Below are 21081 nucleotides of genomic sequence, written 5' to 3'. Positions count from 1 at the left end.
TAACTTTCTTATGATAAATCTTACCCTTTTTTCTTGCTCATAATTTGAGAAAAAAACGATAGAAAATCATCAATATCCTCAGAAGTTGTATCCCGCCCTAGCGAAATGCGAATGGCACCATTTGGAACATGATACCCCATTGCCTCCAACACTTTGCTTTGTTTTACTTTTCCTGAAGAACAAGCAGAGCCGGATGATATAGAAAACCCTTCTAAATCAAAAGCAATTTGCATCGTTTCAGCTTTTATATTTTTCACGGTAAAGTAAGTTGTATTTGGCAAACGTTGAACTCTTTTGCCAAAAATTTCAACATTTTTACTTATTTTTTGTAGTCCATCTTCTAATTTATTGCGTAAATATATTAACTGTTTTATTTCCTCCTGTGTGAAACAATCAGCTATTGCTGCCCCAAAAGCAGCAATAAGGGGCAATGCTTCTGTTCCTCCACGGAGACCTTTTTCTTGTCCCCCCCCAATAATAAGAGGGTGTGGCATGAGAAGATTGCCACATGAAACAAAAGCACCGATTCCTTTAGGACCACCAATTTTATGTGCAGACAGTATAAAAAAATCTCCTCCTAGCTGATTAATATCCACGAAATTTTTATCGACATATTGTGTCAAATCAACAATAAGAGTGCCTCCTAAATCCCGAACAATAGCGGCGATTTCTGTTAACGGTTGAATAACACCCGTTTCACTATTTGCAGCTTGAATAGCAACAAGAGGTAAACCTTTTGTTTTATCGTGAAGCGTTAAGAGTGCTATTAATTTATCTTGTTGTATGAGCCCATCTTGATCAACAGCAATGACGCTTATCAATTCTTTAGAAAAACGCCCTCCCTCTGCAACAGAGGGATGTTCCGTCGCTCCAAGGTAAAGATGAGAAAATTGAACTTTTGCATTCCCCATATTGTAAAAGGGTGTTAACAAAGTCATTGCTGATTCACTCGCACCAGAGGTAAATACCACGTGACCTGGATCTGTTTTAAGATTTTCAGCGATTTGTCGACGTGCCTTTTGCAACAAGGTTTTAGCCGCACGCCCTTCCTTATGAACCGATGATGGATTACCAAATATCTCTAAAGATTCCAGTAACGCCATCCGTGCCATTTTTTTGAGCGGTGTTGTTGCGTTATGATCAAAATATCGGCGTTTTATAATCATTTTACATCGCAATCATTAATCTTATGAATTGATTAAAAAAATAGCGCAATTTTCTTGAAAAGTGCACTAAAAAAAGAATATCTAATAATTATTTAAGAGATTCTATGGTAAAAGTCGACCAAGGTCAATGAGAGCCTTTTATTGCATTTAAGGAGCATTTTATGCCAGAAATTATTTTTAACGGTCCCGCGGGTCGGCTCGAAGGGCGTTATCAACCTTCACAACAAAAAAATGCACCCATTGCGATCATTTTGCATCCTCATCCCCAATTTGGTGGAACTATGAATCATAAAATTGTCTACGACCTCTTTTATATGTTCCAACAACGTGGCTTTACAACTTTACGTTTTAACTTTCGTGGTATTGGTCGTAGTCAGGGTGAATTTGATTATGGAATAGGAGAACTTTCAGATGCTGCTGCTGCTCTCGATTGGGTGCAAACACAACATCCAGACTCTAAAAATTGTTGGGTAGCAGGATATTCATTTGGAGCATGGATTGGTATGCAGCTTTTAATGCGCCGACCGGAAATTGAGGGATTTATCTCAGTTGCCCCTCAGCCTAATGTTTATGACTTTTCATTTCTTGCACCTTGTCCCTCCTCTGGACTTATCATTCATGGTGGTATCGATAAAGTTGCCCCCCCAAAAGATGTTCAAATACTTGTCGATAAATTGAAAACACAAAAAGGAATCATCATCACACAAGAAATATTAGAAGAAGCTAATCACTTTTTCAGTGGATGTCATGAAGAACTTATTGAACGATGTGCCCACTATTTGGATAACCATATCACCAATGAACTTCTCGCTCCTCCTCCTGAAATACTTTCACTAACTTAGGAAAACACGATAGATTTATAAAAAATCAGCAAAAGTTGTCTCTGATCATAACAAAGTAATTTTTTTAGTCTGTACTTAAAACTTTTCTAAATTTTATTTCAGGATAGAAATGAGAATAACAAAATGCCTTTTTTCTGTCACTGAGAAATCTCTTTTTTAGCGTAAAAAGGAAATAATACCTGTATTATTATCTTTATATTATCAATATGTCTCTTTCTCTTGTGATGTGTGCATCAGTTATGATAGATAACGCTCCATTATATAATCACCTATTATATGAAATGAATGCACTCTTAAAATTAGGAAATTGAATCTGTGTTTGCCTTTAAATCTGATTTTTTACACATTATGAGCGAACGTGGTTTTATCCACCAAATTTCAGATGAAAAAGGCTTAGATGATCTTTTTTTAAAAGAAACTGTAAGCGCTTATATTGGATTTGATCCAACAGCATCGAGTTTACATGCTGGAAGTCTTCTTCAGATTATGATGCTTTATTGGTTACAAAAAACGGGTCATCGCCCCATTGCTTTAATGGGCGGAGGGACCGGATTGATCGGTGATCCTTCCTTCAAAGATGAAGCGCGACGTCTTCTGGCACAAGATGATATTGCTGCAAATATTGATGGTATTAAAAAGGTATTTGCTAACTATTTGACATTCGGTGACCGAAAAACTGATGCTTGTATTGTGAATAATGCTGAATGGTTATGCAATTTAAACTACTTAGAATTTTTGCGTGATATAGGAAAACATTTTTCTGTCAACCGTATGTTGTCATTTGATTCTGTCAGACTCAGACTTGAGCGTGAGCACTCTTTGTCATTCTTAGAATTTAATTATATGATTCTGCAAGCTTATGACTTTGTTGAACTTTATAAACGTTATGGATTGCGTATGCAAATGGGGGGCTCTGATCAATGGGGCAACATTATTAACGGAATCGAATTAGGGCATCGTTTAGGAACACCACAATTATATGCGTTAACATCACCATTGCTGACCACCTCTTCCGGTGCCAAAATGGGTAAATCATTGAATGGGGCTGTATGGCTGAATGCGGATATGCTTTCACCTTATCAATTTTGGCAATATTGGCGCAATATAGAAGATGCTGATGTAACACGATTTCTAAAGCTCTATACTCCATTGCCAATGGATGAGATTCTTAAACTTTCTGTATTACAAGGGACAGAAATTAACGAAGCAAAAAAAATTCTTGCAACAGAAGTTACAGCAATGTTGCATGGACGTGCTCTTGCCAATACAGCAGCAGAGACTGCTCGCAAAACATTTGAAGAAAAAACTCTGGGAGAAAATCTTCCAACTGTTGAAATTAATGCCTCAGAATTAAAAAAAGGTGTTGGATTGCTCACTCTTTTAGTACGAGCAGGACTCGCTAAATCTAATAGTGAGGCACGCCGACACGTTCAAGGTGGAGGTGTACGTGTAAATGATCAAATTATTGAGGATGAAACACATCTTATTATTGAAGATGATGTCAGTGCAGAAGGAATCATTAAACTTTCTTTCGGTAAGAAAAAACATGTTGTGATGAAACCAGTATAATCTTTTGTTGTTTTGTTTATGTTGTTCACGCCGATTTTGTTCTTTCAATCCAATCGTTGTGATAGAGCGATTTTTGTTAGGAAAATAAACCTCTCTTCAAAACAATAATATTCTAGAGAGTTGAATAGTTCTTTTCTTCTGTGTACTCTGATATCCTATACTTGTTAAACAAGAAAGATGAAAATAATGACAAGACCAATGAAGGGGGCTCTTGCTCCTGATTTTAATTTGCCTCGCGATGGAGGAGAGACAGTATGTCTTTCTGACTTTAAAGGAAAACCTGTTGTTTTATATTTTTATCCAAAAGATGACACCAGCGGTTGCACAAACGAAGCACTTGATTTCACAAAATTAAAGATGAAATTTGATGAAATCGGTGTTGCTGTTATTGGAATCTCTCCAGATAATGTAAAAAAACATGATAAATTTAAAGTAAAATATGAGCTTGATGTCATCTTGGTTTCTGATGAAGAAAAAACGACCCTCGAAGCTTACGGTGTTTGGGTTGAGAAAAGCATGTATGGACGCAAATATATGGGGGTTGAACGGAGCACTTTTTTAATCGATGCAAATGGAATAATAGCAGAAGAATGGCGCAAAGTAAGCGTATCTGGGCATGCTGAAAATGTTCTAGCTACTGCAACACTTTTACATCATAACCATAACTTGTAAATTGAGTATTTGATTTACTTTAAAAAGCAAAAGCCATCCTCTGAATTAATTTTAGTTTTTCAACGGATTCAATTTTTACAATATATTGTGATTTATAAGGATAGTGAATTGTTTTATATTTATATTAGTACTCCAAATATCAAAAATTTTTCTTATTTCAGCTTCCTATCACTTGCAATATCATAAGCAGGATTGGTGTGTGAAAAAAATTGAAAAAAGAAACAAGAAAACCCCTCTTTGAACCTTTAAAGTATCGAGAGCTATCGTAATACCATAACATCAATAAAACGAACAACTTAAAAAAAATCTACATGGCTTGAAGGAAGGATATATAATTAACGAATATCCTCAATTTCTTTGTCTTGTCCATAAATGCGCCGTGCGAGCGCTGCCTCTATAAATGCATCTAAATTACCATTCAGTACGGATTGTGGATCCGTATTTTCAATCCCTGTACGCAAATCTTTGACAAGCTGATAGGGTTGAAGAACATAAGATCTAATTTGATGTCCCCATCCGATTTCTGTTTTAGAAGATTCAGCAGCATTGGTTTCTTCTTCTCTTTTTTTAAGCTCTTCTTCATAAAGCCGTGCACGCAACATCGACCAAGCCGTAGCGCGATTTTTGTGTTGAGAACGCTCTGTTTGACATTGAACAACAATACCCGTTTTTATATGTGTGATGCGAACAGCGGAATCTGTCGTGTTAACATGTTGTCCTCCTGCTCCCGATGCACGATATGTATCAATACGCACATCTGCCTCTGAAACATCAACTTCAATATTGTCATCAATAACTGGATAAACCCAAATGCTTGCAAAAGAGGTATGGCGCTTTGCATTCGAATCAAATGGAGAAATCCGCACCAAGCGATGAACGCCTGATTCTGTTTTTAACATTCCATAAGCATTATGCCCTTTTACAAGAATAGTCGCTGACTTTATTCCTGCTTCTTCTCCATCATGAATTTCTAAAATTTCAACCCTCATTTCATGCTGTTCAGCCCAGCGCATATACATACGTAAGAGCATAGAAGCCCAATCTTGGCTTTCTGTTCCCCCTGCTCCAGCATGAACTTCTAAATAGGTATCATTCGGATCGGCTTCTCCTGAAAGAAGCACATCAATTTGCCTTTTATCTATCTCATTTTTAAGATTACGTATTGAATTTTCTGCATCAGCTATAATTTCAACATCACTTTCTTCTTCACCCATTGTAATAAGCTCAATGCATTCTTCAAGTGTTTTTGTAAATGATAAAAGACCATTGATTGAATCATCAAGACGTTGACGCTCACGCATCATATCCTGTGCTCGTTGTGCATCATCCCATAATGACGGATCTTCCGCTTTTTGATTAAGATATTCGAGGCGCTTTAGTGATTGATCCCAGTCAAAGATGCCCCCTTAGCAATTGAATTGCTTTCTGGATTTCATCAACTAATGTTTCTATTTCTGCTCGCATAATTTAACACCGTATTTTTTAATACTCTTTCTGGTTATGTCTCTAGAATTTTACACAAACTCGATAGCTGCTGTGAGGAAATAGCATGGACTTATCGGATCGACACTGTAAAAAATAAAAACCATAGACTCATGGCGAAAGGAGACTTTGTTGATTAATACAGCCCACCTGTCCCACTTTCAAGGGCTTTATTGACTTGTGGAGAAGTAGTTACTGCAGGAACACCTTCTTGAAAAGAATTTGTACTCCCAATAACTTGATATATATCAGCAGGGCCAGTTCCTGGTTTAAATGCTTCTATAATGACATCTTGATCTCCTCTTTCCGCAAGCATTCCTGTTTTCCGATTAATTGGCATTAAAATCATACCCTTTGGCATCTTAAAGGGAACATCTGGCTTCCCTTTAAGAGCATTTGCCATAAACTCACCAAAGATAGGTGCAGCTAATGAACTTCCGGTTCCATTATATCCTAACGGAGCAGGTTGATCGTAGCCAATAAAAATACCAACGACAATGTCAGGAGTAAATCCCATAAACCAGACATCTTTAGAGTCATTGGTTGTCCCTGTCTTAGCGGCAATATGTCGATTAAGATAACGTAAACGTGCTGCAGTACCACGCTGAACAACCCCTTCCATCATGGATGTAATCTGATAAGCTGTCATAGGATCAAGAACTTGATCTCGCTCATCAATCAATGTGGGTTCACGTTGATTATTCCATGAATGCGTATTACAATTTTCACAAATACGATCATCATGACGATAAATTGTCTTTCCATAACGATCTTGAATTCTGTCTATCAGAGAAGGTTTAATAGAGCGTCCCCCATTGGCAATAACTGAATAAGCTGTAACCATTCGTAATACTGTTGTTTCACCAGCCCCTAAAGCCATGGGAAGGTAAGGCTGCAATTTATCCACTACGCCAAAGCGTTCTGCATATTCAGCGACAAGAGGCATTCCCATATCATTGGCAAGCCGTATTGTCATAAGATTACGAGAACGCTCAATCCCATAACGCAACGTTGAAGGTCCTGCAAAGGTACCACCATAATTTTTTGGTTGCCAAACTTCACCATTATATTGACGAACTTCAATGGGGCCATCTAAAACAACGGATGCTGGTGTATACCCGTTATCAAGAGCTGCTGCATAAACAAAAGGCTTAAAAGCAGACCCCGGTTGGCGATAAGCTTGGGTTGCACGATTGAATTCAGATGCAGCAAAAGAAAATCCTCCCACCATAGCAAGAACACGCCCTGTATGAGGTTCCATAGCAACAATTGCACCTTCAACCTTTGGAATTTGTTGTAAACGATAAATGTTGTTTGTATTAGATAGTTTTTCAACAAAAATGACATCCCCAACTTGCAGAACATGAGATAAGTTCTGAACAGTTTTTCGATAACCATTTTCTTTTACAACATGGAGTGCCCATTTTGAATCAGATTCAGATAAAACAGCAATTTCCCGTTTTTTTGATAATATACCTGAAGCTTCGCGCTGTGGCTGTAAACCAATCTCTACTTTATTGGTATTAGTAGAAAGAACAACAGCTAAACGCCATTCAGGAACATCACTTAGCCCTGTGATATTTGCAAGCTCTATCCCCCAATCACCCCTCTCATCGATATGCGCATAAGCTCCACGCCATCCTTGCGAATGATCAAATCTAATTAACCCAGCGTGCAAAGCACGTCGCGCAATAAGTTGTAAATGCGGATCAAGCGTTGTACGAATGGAAAGCCCACCTTCATAAAGTGTTTTAGCCCCATAGCGATGTATTAAACGACGTCGCACTTCTTCAGTAAAATAATCAGCCGCAAAAACATAGCTATCACTCCCACGTATTGTCGCTCCTAAAGGTTTAGCTTTCGCTTTTTCACCTTGTTCATGCGTTACATATCCATTTGCAATCATCCGATCTATAACCCAATTGCGCCGATCAATAGCACGCTGTGTATTCTTAAATGGATCATAATTTGCTGGTCCTTTTGGAAGAGCAGCCAAATAAGCACATTGTTCTAGAGTCAAATCATTGACGGATTTATTAAAATAGGTCAAAGAAGCAGCTGCTATACCATAAGTGCCACGACCCAGATAAATTTCATTGAGATAAAGTTCGAGAATATGATCTTTTGAATAAGTTTTCTCAATACGCATTGCTAAAATAGCTTCCTTAAATTTACGCTCTAACGTTGTTTCTGAACTTAAAAGGAAGTTTTTAGCGACTTGTTGCGTTATAGTTGATGCACCCTCTGGACGCCTTCCAGAACCAATATTACGAATATTATTGATCAAAGCTCGAGAAAGCCCTTCGGGATCTAAACCAAAATGATGATAAAAGTTTTTGTCTTCAGCCGAAATAAAAGCATTTATAACAAGCTTTGGTATTGATTGAATCGGTAAATAGAGGCGATGTTTTGTTGCAAACTCTGCCATAAGGCGGCCATCAGAAGCATGAACGCGGGTCATTACCGGCGGCTCATAAAGTGAAAGAACTTCATAATCAGGGAGTGCATTTGCTTGACCACTGGTCATAACACCCCACGTTATTGCTCCACAAAGTCCAATAGCAACAAAAAAACGAAGAAGATATCTTAAAAAAATAATCATAAAAACGGCTATCGCTTTCTTAAGAATTAATCAAAGAAAAAATACGTTATTTCAAACACACCGAGCGGATATCACCACAAGATTGAGATTAAGAGAATTTATTTTCTATTTTTTATTTATACTAGGGTATACTAGAAACCCATATTAATACTCTATTTTCCCACAAATTTAAAGAGGCTGTATCATTTTCTGCCTATAATGAGCAAATTGACGAATAGAATGAGCAATAGAGGCTGCCATTTGTTTTCTCCAATGAGGATCATTTAATAACTTTTCATCCTCTTTATTGGATAAATAACCTATTTCTATCAAGACGGAGGGTATATCTGAAGCTCTTAAAACTTGAAAATTAGCATACCGATGTGGGTTATTAATCAAGTTAATATGATTCTTTGATAAACTTGAAATTACACTATTTGCAAAATTCACCGAAAATGTATGTGTTTCACGTCGTGTAAGATCCATCAAAATATCTGTAACTTCGAGCGTTTCATCTGCAGGCAAACCGTCCAGCAAATCAACTTTATTTTCATTTTCAGCTAAAGATTTTGCAATGGCATCAGAGGCTTTATCTGATATGGTATACACTGTGGCACCGCGAAGAGAATGTAGATCAATCGTATCTGCGTGAATAGATATAAAAAGATCAGCATCGAACTCTTGCGCTTTTTTAACTCTTTCACTTAATCTTAAAAAAATATTGGAATCTCGCGTTAAAGCAACTGTAATATGAGAATCCTTTTGTAATTCGTCTCGCAATGCACGCGCAAAGTCTAAAGTTACATCTTTTTCTAAAACTCCAGTAACACCCCGCGCACCGCCATCAATACCACCATGACCAGGATCAAGAACAACACGGAAATTATATGCTGGCATTAACTGCGTTTTTGTATCAAAATTGGTCCTTTGCTGTTTTTTTAATATCTCATCAAATTTTTCTGATGTACTTTTACGAATATCAATCAGCAACTGCCATAAACCATTATTTAATTTTTTTACGACATTTTTTTCAATTACAAAAGCCGTTTTACTTGTCAAAATAATGCGTGAAGTCTGTATGTCAGAAAAAGCATAACGCACATCTGAAAGCATAACGGATAATGTATTCTGTTTCTTTAAAGGCGTATTTTGCATTGAAAAGTCAAGTGTAGGTAAATTGATAACCAACCGTGTTGGCCTGTCCAAAATCTGTAAACGAATATTTGGTTTTGAATTGAAAACCGCAATAATACGCGTATGAACACTATCACCAATGGTTCGAAAATTAATAAGTCTCAGAGGATCTGCGGCTTGAACACTGGTTTGGAATAGCAAAAAAAATAATAAAAAGTATGTGATGAGCGCAATAATATCCCCATAAGCTATTTTCAGCTTTTTGGTAAAGAAAACTCTTATCATAAGCAAAATACTCTACATTACATTTGTAATAATTTATCTTGGTTACATAAAAACGATACACCAACTTATTCTCTATTTTTCAATAAAATCTAAATAAACACCCAAAAACGAAATTAAGGTCATAAATATTATCATTGTACATGATTTACATTGTTACTTGCCAAACGCATGATATCAACATAAAAGAATATTTATGCTTCCTAGCTGATAATAGTCATCTAAATTATCTGTAACTCATATTAAGTTGTCTTTAGAGGTTTTTTGCCTATTATGCGTTGAGACTTTTTTATGGATGAAAAATTTCTATGTTATAACATTAGGATTGCATTACTTAAGATTCGTTGGTTCGGATGTCCGAACTGTTTTAAAGATTATTTTACCGGAGACTTTTAAGAAATATGAGTCATAAAAAACAGATGGAGATAATGATGAGAAATGGTGTAAATGCAGTCATGCCTCTGCACGTGGTGTTCCGTCCTGTTTTTCTGGTACCTCCCTTTTATGGCAGACAGCCTTTTATATTTACGAATAGTTATAGCGTTCGTTTGAATAAAATTGTGCATGTCGCCTTCAGGATATTAACTTATGTCAAACAAAATGCTTATAGATGCCTCCCATCCGGAGGAAACACGTGTTGTTGTTGTGCACGGCAACAAAATTGAAGAACTTGATTTTGAATCAGAACATAGAAAACAGCTCAAGGGGAATATTTATCTCGCACGTATTACGCGTGTAGAACCATCTCTCCAAGCAGCTTTTGTTGAATATGGTGGAAACCGACATGGTTTTTTAGCATTTTCTGAAATTCACCCTGATTATTATCAAATTCCTATTGCTGATCGCCTTGCTCTTCTTGAAGAAGAGGAAAAAGCAGCTGTAGGAGAAAATTCTGTAGATGCCTTTACGGAAGAAGCAACTAAAAATAAAAAACGCTCCAGGAGAACAAAAAAAGATGGAAAAAACAATGTCATAGCAGCCGATATTGAAAATGATATCACATCTGAAGCGACAATAATTGATAATACAGAAAATGCCGATATCTCTTATGATGAGATCGAAATGGTCGGTGCTGAGGACATTCGTGAAGAACTCCCAATTTATCAAAGAAAACAAGGGCGCCAGTATAAAATTCAAGAAGTCATTAAACGGCGTCAAATTTTGTTGGTACAAGTCATCAAAGAAGAGCGTGGTAATAAAGGTGCTGCCCTTACAACATATCTATCTTTAGCAGGTCGTTATTCTGTTCTAATGCCCAACACAGCACGTGGTGGTGGTATTTCACGAAAAATTACGAACGTACAAGACCGTAAGCGTCTTAAAGAAATCGTAAAAGAATTAGCAGTTCCAAAAGGTATGGGCGTTATCTTACGAACCGCTGGTGCCAATAGAACAAAAGCTGAAATTAAACGTGATTATGAATATCTTATGCGGTTATGGGATACTATTCGCACTTTGACACTTGAGTCAACGGCGCCATGCCTTGTCCATGAAGAAAGTAATCTCATCAAACGTTCTATACGAGATCTTTACAATAAGAACATTAGTGAGATTCTTGTCTCTGGAGACCAAGGATATCGTGAAGCGAAAGACTTTATGCGTATGCTCATGCCAAGTCATGCAAAAGTTGTGCAACCTTACCGTGATCCTACACCCATTTTTGCAAGAAATAATATTGAAATTCAACTTGATAAAATGTTGCAACCACAGGTTTCTTTAAAATCTGGTGGTTATCTGGTTATTAATCAAACAGAAGCACTTGTTGCTATTGACGTAAATTCTGGCCGCTCTACAAAAGAATTCTCTGTCGAAAAGACAGCTTTACAAACTAACCTTGAAGCTGCCGAAGAAGTAGCGCGTCAATTACGCTTGCGTGACCTTGCTGGTTTAATTGTGATTGATTTTATTGATATGCTTGAAGAACGCAATGTGAAGCTAGTCGAAAAAAAATTAAAAGATTGTTTAAAAAATGATCGTGCTCGTATTCAAGTAGGTCATATTTCACACTTCGGCCTTTTAGAAATGAGTCGTCAACGTATTCGCATATCGGTTTTAGAAAGTACAACACAGCCCTGCCCACATTGCGCAGGAACAGGAAATATACGTTCTGAATCATCAATTGCGTTACATGTCATGCGCTCAATTGAAGAATATCTTCTTCATAATTCGCAATATAATATTATCGTGCGCACACCCGTAGCAACAGCGCTTTATGTATTAAATCATAAACGCAACATTCTTGTTAATTTAGAAGCTCGCTTTAAGCTTAATATTAGTATTGAAGCAGATGATAGTATTGGTACGCAACATCTTGTTATTTCTAAAGGCTCAATAGCAGAGAGTATTTCTCGATCTTCATTGGAAGATGCTAATAAGCAAGAAATTGAAGATTCTATTTTCATAAAAAGTGAATCTATTGAAAATCCTTCTCCCATTGAAACAAACCAAAAGCGTCGGCGGAAAAATCGTCACGGTGAAATTACTGATCATTCTCTCTCCAATGTTCATAAAAAAGAAGATACCTTGAATGATGATTCTTATCGTCGAGGACGTCGTCGAGGACGTCGTGGTGGTCGACGCAATCAAGATAATAGTTTTCATCAGATTCGCGTTCCTTACGCAGAACCAGTGGGAGATTTTGCTAAGCAGGCTTTAGCAGAAATTAAAGCAGCACATCGCAAACATCGTGTTTCACCCGCTAAGTCTTTTGAACTTGAAGAAACAAAAAATAATACACAGGCTCTAGATATACAACAACAGGGTGAATCTGAAAAAATTGATACAAGTATTAAACCTAAAAAACGTAAAACACGTTCTTCAAAAGTAGTAGAAAATCAACTTTTTTTAGAGAATGATCAAAATGTCGTAGAACAAAAATCTCTTGAAGAAAAACCTAAAACTAATTCGGTACGTAAGGCTAAAACAAAAAAAGCAGACAAATCTATTCATAAAGTAGAAGATAAAACTCTTGAAAATAGTAAAAAATCAACACGTGCAACACGTAAAAAATTATCTTCTAAAGAGACAACGCAAATACAAAAAATATTAGAGAAAGAAACTATAATCGAGATGGAGGAAGTTGTCGAAACCTCTCCTTCCCAAATTGAAGAAACAATTAATCAACCCGTTGTTGTTTCATCAACGCCTAATGATTCTTCCAAAACTGAACGTATTGGTTGGTGGAAACGCAGAATTCTTTCGAAAAATTAAAGATTTAAAAAAAACGCCACAGAAAACTGTGGCGGTTTAAATAAACAATTATAGAAGACGTTTCAACCAATTCTATGGTGTAGGTCTATCACTTTTGTTTTGCTTTTTCTTGTTCAGCCCGCATACGCTCTTCAATTTCTTTTTGCTTTGATTGAATGGCTTGCTGCATCTTTATTTGTTCTTGTTGAAAATCTTTTTCCTCCATACCAGGACCGGTATAGGCTGCTGTAAACCCATTAAGAGAAAATTCAATAGGATTAGCTGAACCACGGAAATTAACTGTGGTTACAACCATTTTTTTACCACTTTTCATAGCTGCTATAAGCTTATCATCTAAGACATCATTGGCAATACAACTTGGTCCATTACAAATAATATAAGGAATTTTTTTAGAGAAATCGTCACCAATTTTAATGTGAACACCTTCTGGCAAAAAACGACCTGTAGGTACTTGAATACCTATACGTTTTTCATTTTGCTTCCCTTTTATTTCAACAAGATTAAAAGCCGTTAAAGGTTGTCCCGTATTCGATAATACAGTATTCATTGTATTACAAATATCAACATCATGCTGTTTACTACAAACTTTGTACCAACCTTGTGATAAAGTTTGTGCATTTGCAGAAATACCAGCTATAAGAAAAAGGGCAGCCGCTCCAACTAATACTGAAACAGCAGAATAAACATTTTTATGCGACATGATTAAGTTAATCCTTTCAACGCGCTCTTAAGTAACTTCAAAAAAATATTAAATATAGTTCCAACTTAAATTTATTAAATTATAATGAAATAATACTTAATTTTACTATTTTTACTTCAATATAAAAAAAAAAGTCAAATTTAGAGAAAAAAATACGACGAGCCATTCTAATTTTTATACACCCATATAATTCCCCTCTTCATCACATTGGTGTTTGATGCAATCTATCCATAAAACACCTCGTGCATTTGAGCTAAGATTACACAAACGAATCAATATTGCAATATTAATTAAAATAAACTCCTATACTACTCTAAAAATCTTACTAATTAAACTTTTTACATTTATTACTCTTCATTTAAGTTTGTGGAACCTTAGCAACAGGATTGCAATGCATGAAATTCCAAAATATCAGATAAATTTTACTGTTTTCCTTATGTGCCTCGTGTGGTACACAAAAACAAAATCATTTACGGTATTATTGAAACATTTGATGAATTAAAACCAATGATTGTCTAAAATTTCTGCATAATTGTAAGAAATTTTTTTGCTAATGGACAATTTTTTGCCCTTATATACAAAACAATGGCGATACATTTTTGTAATAAAGTTTTATATTCTATAGCTTTTAACTAAAAAGTTTAGTTTAAAAATACGCTACTAAAGAAGTGCTTTTTTATTAATTAAACAACATATTTTCTTAGAGAAAAAATTTATAACTGTTGAAAATATTTTATTTATAATAATAACTTATCTTTTGCATCATCAAATTTTTGTTTTTCATAGCTATTAAGAGCCTTCTGTTAGCAATTCTTTTATATTGTTATAAACTGGAGATTATCAAATTAATTGCGTCTTTTGCTCAATAAAAATCTTTATCTTTCCAATCAAAATCTTTGTGCAAAATAGCACCTATATCACTCTGCAATATATCCACTAAAATTTTGCAACTAATAACAAATATGAGGATAATTTTTCATTTATTAAATAATTCAGCTTTTCCTCGTATTCTCCTACTTCGTACTCTCTCGCTATATGTACCCTAGAGATAAATTTTTATTTTTTTCAAATAGATCCTGTAATTTCGAACCAAAATTATAATATTCATCCTTCAGATTTTCAGTTCTTTTAAAAACTTATTCCGTTCCTGCAAACACTGATAGTATTCTGCTTTAGAAAAAATTTTTCCCAAAATATCTAAATGATAAATACTTATCTTCAATAAATTGTATGCTATCTTTAGTATTCTTTCTTTTGTTTTTTTTAATGTTGGTATTGTTCCTTAGAAGATAAATGAGCATGAGCATTTTTTATGCCATATATTACAGGGAATAAAAAACCATCGTTAGCAACTTTTGTAATGAAGAAGGCAGGTTATCTTGGCCTAAATTTTTGCTTTTTAGAGAAGATACTTATATGCACGTTCTATTTATTGCGGTTACACCGTCTAAGCTATTTTCTTCATTATATCAATATGTCTTATGATGAAGAACGCAAAATGAATATGTAAGAAGTTCTTTTATTATAAACTTAAATTTTATTCTTATAAAAAATTAATAACTATTTGTTTTTATATAATAATTTTATAAAAATGAGTAACAATTCTGAAACAACAAAGAAGTTTTTAACCAGAATGTTGTTCTGCCATTTCGACAAGCTGTGTCATAATATTCGCTGCTCCAACAAGCCTTTCATCCGCTGTGGACCAATCACGAATAAGAGCGATACTTTGATCTGGTCGAATTTTTGCCATCGAACCTTGTTTTCCAACCCACTGAACAAGAGCAACACTATTTGCAAAATAATTATTGCGAAACTGTATAACAATCCCCTTTGGTCCAGTATCCAATTTTTCTACATGCGCTTTTCGACACAATGTTTTGATATAAAAGACTTTAAGAAGGTGTTGAACTTCAAGTGGTAAAGGACCAAAGCGATCAATTAACTCCGCTGCAAATTCATCAATTTGTTCTAAATCATCAAGTTCTGTTAAACGACGATAAAGCCCCATACGTAATGGCAAGTCAGGCACGAAACTTTCTGGTATCATCACTGTTGTACCAAGTGAAATTTGAGGAGACCATTGCTTATCTTCATTTAGTTCTCCATCCTTTAATTCAGCAACAGCTTCTTCAAGCATTTTTTGATAGAGTTCAAATCCAACTTCTTTAATATGCCCCGATTGCTCTTCACCTAAAAAATTGCCTGAACCGCGGATATCCATATCATGGCTTGCCAATTGAAAACCGGCCCCCAAGGTGTCAAGAGATTGTAAAACTTTAAGACGGCGATCAGCAGCAGCTGTTAAAACTTTACCAGCAGGAAATGTAAAAAGTGCATAAGCACGTTGTTTTGAACGCCCTACCCTCCCTCGTAACTGATAGAGTGCAGAAAGACCAAACATCTCAGCGCGATGCACAATTAGGGTATTGGCTGTTGGAATATCAAGACCAGATTCAATAATGGTTGTCGATATCAAAACATCATATTGCCCATCATAAAATGCATTCATGATATCATCAAGTTGTCCAGCCGGCATTTGTCCATGAGCCACAACGAATTTCAGTTCTGGTACATGTGTTTTGAGATATTCTTCTACAAAAGCCAGATCAGAAATACGAGGACAAACATAGAAACTTTGTCCGCCACGATAATATTCTCGAAGCAGAGTCTCTCGTATAACAAGAGCATCAAAGGGTGAAATAAAAGTACGAACTGCCATTCTATCAATAGGGGGCGTTGTTATCAATGAAAGTTCACGTACACCCGATAATGCTAACCCTAAAGTGCGAGGTATAGGAGTCGCTGAAAGTGTGAGAACATGAATATCACTTTTAAGCTCTTTTAAACGCTCTTTGTGTTTGACACCAAAATGCTGCTCCTCATCAATGATGAGAAGGCCTAACCGTAAAAAATGAACTGCACCACTTAATAACGCATGGGTTCCAATGACAATATCGATTGTACCATCTGAAATACCTTTTTTTACTTGTGCAAGTTCTTTCGCTTTTACAAGCCTTGAAGCATGTCCAATTTTAACTGGTAATCCTTGAAAACGCGAAATAAATGTCTTGTAATGTTGACGTGAAAGCAAAGTTGTCGGTACAACAACAGCAACCTGATATCCATTTAATGCTGCGACAAAAGCACTTCGAATGGCTACTTCGGTTTTTCCAAAACCAACATCACCGCATATCAAGCGATCCATAGGCTTTCCTGAGGCTAAATCGTCTAAAACAGCATCAATTGCATTCATTTGATCTTCCGTTTCTTCATAAGGAAAACAAGCAACAAACTCATCAAATGATCCAACTGGTGGAAGTAAAGCAGGCGCAGCACGAGTCATACGCTCTGCAGCTATACGAATTAATTGCCCTGCCATTTCTAATAAATGTTTTTTAAGCCGAGCTTTACGTGCTTGCCAAGCAACACCTCCTAATTTATCTAAAGTTACCTCTGTTCCTTCTGAGCCATAACGTGAGAGAAGCTCAATATTTTCAACAGGTAAAAAGAGTAAATCACCTCCAGCATATCTAATTTCAAGGCAATCTCGTAAAATTCCAGTAGTTTTGATGGTTTTAAGACCAACAAATTGACCAATACCGTGGTCGATATGCACAATAATATCACCAGAATTTAAAGCAGAAATTTCAGAAATAAAATTTGTATTATTTTTACGCCGCTTTGGCGATCTTATAAAACGATCGCCAAGGATATCTTGCTCTGCTATAATAGCTAAATCTTCAGCCTCAAAACCATGTTCTATCATGATAACAGCTGCTAATATGTGATCTCGTGGTGTTGCTTTGACAGTTTGCAAGGATTTTGCAACATCTATTTTTTTCAATCCATGCTCATCAAGAACTTGTAGCAAACGATTGAGAGATCCTTCACTCCAACACGCTAAAAGCACTTTTTTACCAGCAGTGCGTAAAGATGCAATATGATCAATAACACTTGAAAAAACATTTTTTTCCTGCGCATTACGCTCTTTTACAAAATCATATCCCTGTTTAACATTGGTGTGAATAACAGTTTGTTCCAAACTTTGTGGAATATTAAAAGGTGAAAAATCAATACGCTGTGAAGATTGTTGTACACCTTCCAAAACACGTTCTGGCGTTAAGTAAAAAAGACTAGGATTTATTGGATGATAAGAAGTAGAATTTTTTACATCCTTTTCGCGCTCTTTGCGCGCGTTATAATAGTCTTCAATAAGACGATAGCGCTCAATGAAGACTTCTTCTATGAGATGCTCAAAAACTATCGGTAAGTTGCCACAATGGTCAAAAAAACTATCAAGGTTTTCATAAAAAAATGGAAGCCAATGTTCCATACCGACAAAACGCCGACCTTGAGCAATTGCTTCATAAAGCATGTTATTTTTTTGTGATACACCAAATGTATGGGTATAATTGCTCTTAAAACGGCTTATGCATTCTGGTGTGAGAACAACCTCACTCATTGCCTGTAATAAAAGTTCAGTTTTTTGGCCTGTTGTCCTTTGACTTTCTGGATCAAATATGCGGATACTTTCTAGGGTATCTCCAAAAAAATCAAGACGTAAAGGTTCAACATCCATCGGAGAAAAGATATCAAGTATTCCTCCTCTTACAGCAAACTCACCAACATCACGGACAACCGTAACGCGTTCAAAACCATTGGTTTCTAGAAACCGAATAAGATTTCCCATGTTATTGCGCTGTCCAACACGTGCGTGAATAAGCTGAGCTTCTATCATTTCACGAGGAGGTAACTTTTGCATAATCGCATTTGCTGTTGTTAATATAATTGCAGAATGTGGATCTTTACGTAAATTTGCTATATGTGCCAATGCTGATAGTCGACGTGCCATAACAGCAATTCCTGGTGACACACGATCATAAGGCAAACAATCCCATGCAGGAAATTGAAGTATGGGTAAATTTGGCTCAATAAAATTTAAAACTTGTTGTAAATGAACAATTTTTGTTCCGTCGCGGACAACATAGATGAGCGGTTTACCTTGTGCAATTTCTGAACTTAATTTAGCAAGCGCAAAGGCTTCAAATCCATCAGTAACTCCATCAAAAATCATACGAACAGAATTATTTTTGGGAATAACAATTTTTTTAAATATAGGCATCGGAATTAATAATTTAAACAAGTACGATAATTGGCAATATCACGGAAAAGTAGACTATCAACTTCAGAGGGTGGCGAAACTTCTCCCGTAATCCATGTGAGTAAATCGCGATCATCAAAAGACATAATATACTCAAGTTCAGAGAGCGTTCTATCATTCATTCCAGTAATATGAGCATCGACATAATATCCAAAAATGAGATCCATTTCACGAATACCGCGATGCCATGCACGAAAAATCAATCGACGACGACGTACATCTAATTGATTTTTGTCAACGACAAAAACTGTCATAAAAAAGTCTCCTTGAATAAAGTAATATAAACTATTCAATTAGTCGTATAAAATTTGTACCTTGCTTTTAAGGAAGCTCTATAATCTTTTGTTCTTTAAGTGTAATTCGACGATGCATTTGCTTAGCCAAAGCGTAATTATGTGTTGCAATAAGAGCAGAAAGACCCGACTGACGAACAAGGATAGATAAAGCTTGAAAAACATAAGCTGAAGTTACTGGATCAAGATTTCCTGTAGGTTCATCAGCCAAAAGAACCGAAGGGCCATTTGCTACTGCACGTGCAATAGCAACACGTTGTTGTTCTCCTCCCGATAACTCTGAGGGACGATGGTTAGCACGATGAGAAACACGCAGATACGTCAATAATTTGCGCGCACGATCCTCTGCTATGGATTTTTTTAATCCTGTTATCATTTGCGGTATCATGACATTTTCTAACGCCGTAAACTCTGGAAGTAAATGATGAAATTGATAAACAAAACCAATATCATTTCGTCTTATAGCTGTTCGCTCACTATCAGAGCGCTTCGCACAAGAAACACCCCGTAACATCACATCACCAGCTGTTGGTTTTTCTAATAATCCAGCAATATGAAGAAGTGTTGATTTTCCAGCACCAGATGGTGCAACAAGTGCGACAAGCTCTCCACGATTAAGAATAAAATTCGCTTTATTTAAAACAATGAGCGGCTTACGACTCTCGAAAAAGTGTCTTTCAATCTCTACAAGCTCTAAAATAGCTGTCATTATTCATACCTCAAAGCTTGTACGGGATCTAGCTTAGCAGCACGCCATGCCGGAATGAGAGCAGCAAGAAACGACAAAAATAAAGCCATCATAGCAACCAAGATGGTCTGTTTCCACTCAATTTGTGCAGGCAATTTTGTTAAAAAATAAAGTTGAGGATTAAAAACGTCGACATTAAATAACCAAGATATAAAGTCTTGGATATGATTAATATTCGCGGTCGCGATAACACCTAAAACTAAACCCAATATAGTTCCAATAAAACCAATCATCATTCCTGTAATGATAAATATACGCAAAATAGCACTCTGTTGAGCCCCCATCGTGCGTAAAATCGCAATATCATGACTTTTATCTTTTACAAGCATAATCAGCCCTGAAATAATATTTAAAGCAGCAACAAGAACGATCAGAGAAAGAATGAAAAACATAACATTTCGTTCAATCTGTAAGGCTGAAAAAAAAGCCTGATTGCGTGTACGCCAATCAATTAAATAGACCTGTTGATCAACTGTTTTTTCTACAACAGGTTTTATTTGATCAACAGCATCAGGATCATTTAGAAATAATTCTAAAGACTGAACCTTATCTCCCAAATTAAAAAACATTTGTGCTTCATGGAGAGGCATAAAGATAAATATTGAATCATATTCAGACATACCAACTTCAAAAATAGCAACGACTTTATAAGCTTTCACACGTGGGGTAACGCCAAAAGGAGTCTCATCACCATTTGGAGTAATAATACGAATATCTCTTCCAACTGTCAGTCCCAATTTTTCTGCTAAGCCACTTCCGATTGCAACACCTTCTTCTTTATCAAACCGAGAAATCGATCCTAATTTAATGTTTTGAGAGACTGTTTTAAGCTTTTCTAGATCTTGTTTGCGCATACCACGAACTAATGCGCCAGAGCCACCTTGAACTTCACCTTGAACAAGCGCTTGACCTTCAATAATAGGCAAAGCAAACTTCACACCATTTGTAGATTCTAAAGATGAAATAAGAGTCTTATAATCAGAAAAACCAGAATCAACTGTTTGAACAATAAGATGCCCATTCATACCAAGAATACGATTGAGAAGTTCTGTACGAAAGCCATTCATCACCGCCATAACAACAACCAGAGCAAATACGCCCAACATAATCCCAATAAGAGAAATAATTGAAATAACAGATGCAACGACATGTTTTTTATTGGGAATCATATAACGAAAAGCGATCATCCACTCATAAGATGAAAACCATTTGTCTTTCAGCCTCTTCATAACATTTCC

General features: G+C 36.1%; 13 protein-coding genes. 4 read left to right on the top strand and 9 right to left on the bottom strand.

What is annotated here, in order from left to right; translation table 11 throughout:
• Positions 1–20: 20 nt before the first annotated feature.
• A complete protein-coding gene (locus ACFINF_RS04155; RefSeq protein ID WP_375619795.1) occupies positions 21–1166 on the bottom strand; it encodes a cysteine desulfurase family protein in 1146 nt (381 codons plus the stop codon).
• A gap of 161 nt (positions 1167–1327) precedes the next feature.
• Between ACFINF_RS04155 and ACFINF_RS04150 the strand changes: the two genes are divergently transcribed.
• The 3 genes from ACFINF_RS04150 (at position 1328) to ACFINF_RS04140 (ending at position 4249) form a co-directional block, all read left to right on the top strand.
• A complete protein-coding gene (locus tag ACFINF_RS04150; RefSeq protein ID WP_375619794.1) occupies positions 1328–2008 on the top strand; it encodes an alpha/beta hydrolase in 681 nt (226 codons plus the stop codon).
• A 315-nt stretch (positions 2009–2323) separates the two neighbouring features.
• Positions 2324–3577 carry a tyrosine--tRNA ligase gene (gene tyrS, locus ACFINF_RS04145; protein ID WP_375619793.1) on the top strand — a complete coding sequence of 418 codons (1254 nt, stop codon included), beginning with the start codon at positions 2324–2326 and terminating at the stop codon, positions 3575–3577.
• A 186-nt stretch (positions 3578–3763) separates the two neighbouring features.
• On the top strand, positions 3764–4249 hold the full coding sequence (locus ACFINF_RS04140) for a peroxiredoxin (protein ID WP_375619792.1): 486 nt from the start codon (positions 3764–3766) through the stop codon (positions 4247–4249).
• A 335-nt stretch (positions 4250–4584) separates the two neighbouring features.
• Here the strand turns inward: ACFINF_RS04140 and prfB are convergent.
• From prfB to ACFINF_RS04125, 3 genes are all read right to left on the bottom strand, one after another.
• Positions 4585–5713 (bottom strand): peptide chain release factor 2 gene (prfB, locus tag ACFINF_RS04135; protein WP_375619791.1). Its coding sequence is split into 2 segments (ribosomal slippage): positions 4585–5643 and positions 5645–5713, totalling 1128 coding nucleotides; the frame shifts between segments, so codons are not numbered across the junction.
• Positions 5714–5867: 154 nt separating this feature from the next.
• Positions 5868–8333, bottom strand: coding sequence for a penicillin-binding protein 1A (locus tag ACFINF_RS04130; RefSeq protein WP_375619790.1), 2466 nt, complete (start codon positions 8331–8333; stop codon positions 5868–5870).
• Between the two features lie 168 nt (positions 8334–8501).
• Positions 8502–9731: an N-acetylmuramoyl-L-alanine amidase gene (locus ACFINF_RS04125; protein ID WP_375619789.1), complete on the bottom strand. Its 1230-nt coding sequence runs from the start codon at positions 9729–9731 to the stop codon at positions 8502–8504.
• A 585-nt stretch (positions 9732–10316) separates the two neighbouring features.
• Here ACFINF_RS04125 and ACFINF_RS04120 point away from each other — a divergent pair.
• Positions 10317–12938, top strand: coding sequence for a ribonuclease E/G (locus tag ACFINF_RS04120; protein ID WP_375619788.1), 2622 nt, complete (start codon positions 10317–10319; stop codon positions 12936–12938).
• Between the two features lie 88 nt (positions 12939–13026).
• Here ACFINF_RS04120 and ACFINF_RS04115 read toward each other — a convergent pair whose 3' ends face one another.
• From ACFINF_RS04115 to ACFINF_RS04095, 5 genes are all read right to left on the bottom strand, one after another.
• Entirely contained in the window at positions 13027–13638 is a 612-nt protein-coding gene (locus ACFINF_RS04115; RefSeq protein ID WP_375619787.1) for an invasion associated locus B family protein, read from the bottom strand.
• Between the two features lie 1624 nt (positions 13639–15262).
• The gene (gene mfd / locus ACFINF_RS04110; protein ID WP_375619786.1) at positions 15263–18763 is read right to left on the bottom strand and encodes a transcription-repair coupling factor; all 3501 of its coding nucleotides are present in this window, start codon (positions 18761–18763) and stop codon (positions 15263–15265) included.
• A gap of 5 nt (positions 18764–18768) precedes the next feature.
• Positions 18769–19056, bottom strand: a complete 288-nt coding sequence (locus ACFINF_RS04105; RefSeq protein WP_375619785.1) for a succinate dehydrogenase assembly factor 2 — start codon at positions 19054–19056, stop codon at positions 18769–18771.
• Positions 19057–19123: 67 nt separating this feature from the next.
• Positions 19124–19804, bottom strand: coding sequence for an ABC transporter ATP-binding protein (locus ACFINF_RS04100; RefSeq protein WP_375619784.1), 681 nt, complete (start codon positions 19802–19804; stop codon positions 19124–19126).
• Positions 19804–21072, bottom strand: a complete 1269-nt coding sequence (locus ACFINF_RS04095) for a lipoprotein-releasing ABC transporter permease subunit (RefSeq protein ID WP_375619783.1) — start codon at positions 21070–21072, stop codon at positions 19804–19806. Before ACFINF_RS04095 ends, ACFINF_RS04100 begins: the two co-directional genes overlap by 1 nt.
• Between the last annotated feature and the right edge of the window lie 9 nt (positions 21073–21081).

This window comes from Bartonella sp. TS25HLJMH, from assembly GCF_042193505.1.
In the GTDB taxonomy this organism is placed as follows: Bacteria; Pseudomonadota; Alphaproteobacteria; order Rhizobiales; family Rhizobiaceae; genus Bartonella; species Bartonella grahamii.
Note: the sequence above shows the minus strand (reverse complement) of the source record. Positions and strands in the feature narration are given on the sequence as shown.

Excerpts from the sequence above, each read along its gene's own strand:
- ACFINF_RS04115 (WP_375619787.1), bottom strand. The coding sequence starts at position 13,638 with ATGTCGCATAAAAATGTTTATTCTGCTGTTTCAGTATTAGTTGGAGCG.
- ACFINF_RS04095 (WP_375619783.1), bottom strand. The coding sequence starts at position 21,072 with ATGAAGAGGCTGAAAGACAAATGGTTTTCATCTTATGAGTGGATGATC.
- ACFINF_RS04150 (WP_375619794.1), top strand. The coding sequence starts at position 1,328 with ATGCCAGAAATTATTTTTAACGGTCCCGCGGGTCGGCTCGAAGGGCGT.
- ACFINF_RS04140 (WP_375619792.1), top strand. The coding sequence starts at position 3,764 with ATGACAAGACCAATGAAGGGGGCTCTTGCTCCTGATTTTAATTTGCCT.
- ACFINF_RS04120 (WP_375619788.1), top strand. The coding sequence starts at position 10,317 with ATGTCAAACAAAATGCTTATAGATGCCTCCCATCCGGAGGAAACACGT.
- ACFINF_RS04130 (WP_375619790.1), bottom strand. The coding sequence starts at position 8,333 with ATGATTATTTTTTTAAGATATCTTCTTCGTTTTTTTGTTGCTATTGGA.
- ACFINF_RS04155 (WP_375619795.1), bottom strand. The coding sequence starts at position 1,166 with ATGATTATAAAACGCCGATATTTTGATCATAACGCAACAACACCGCTC.
- mfd (WP_375619786.1), bottom strand. The coding sequence starts at position 18,763 with ATGCCTATATTTAAAAAAATTGTTATTCCCAAAAATAATTCTGTTCGT.
- ACFINF_RS04100 (WP_375619784.1), bottom strand. The coding sequence starts at position 19,804 with ATGACAGCTATTTTAGAGCTTGTAGAGATTGAAAGACACTTTTTCGAG.
- ACFINF_RS04125 (WP_375619789.1), bottom strand. The coding sequence starts at position 9,731 with ATGATAAGAGTTTTCTTTACCAAAAAGCTGAAAATAGCTTATGGGGAT.
- ACFINF_RS04105 (WP_375619785.1), bottom strand. The coding sequence starts at position 19,056 with ATGACAGTTTTTGTCGTTGACAAAAATCAATTAGATGTACGTCGTCGT.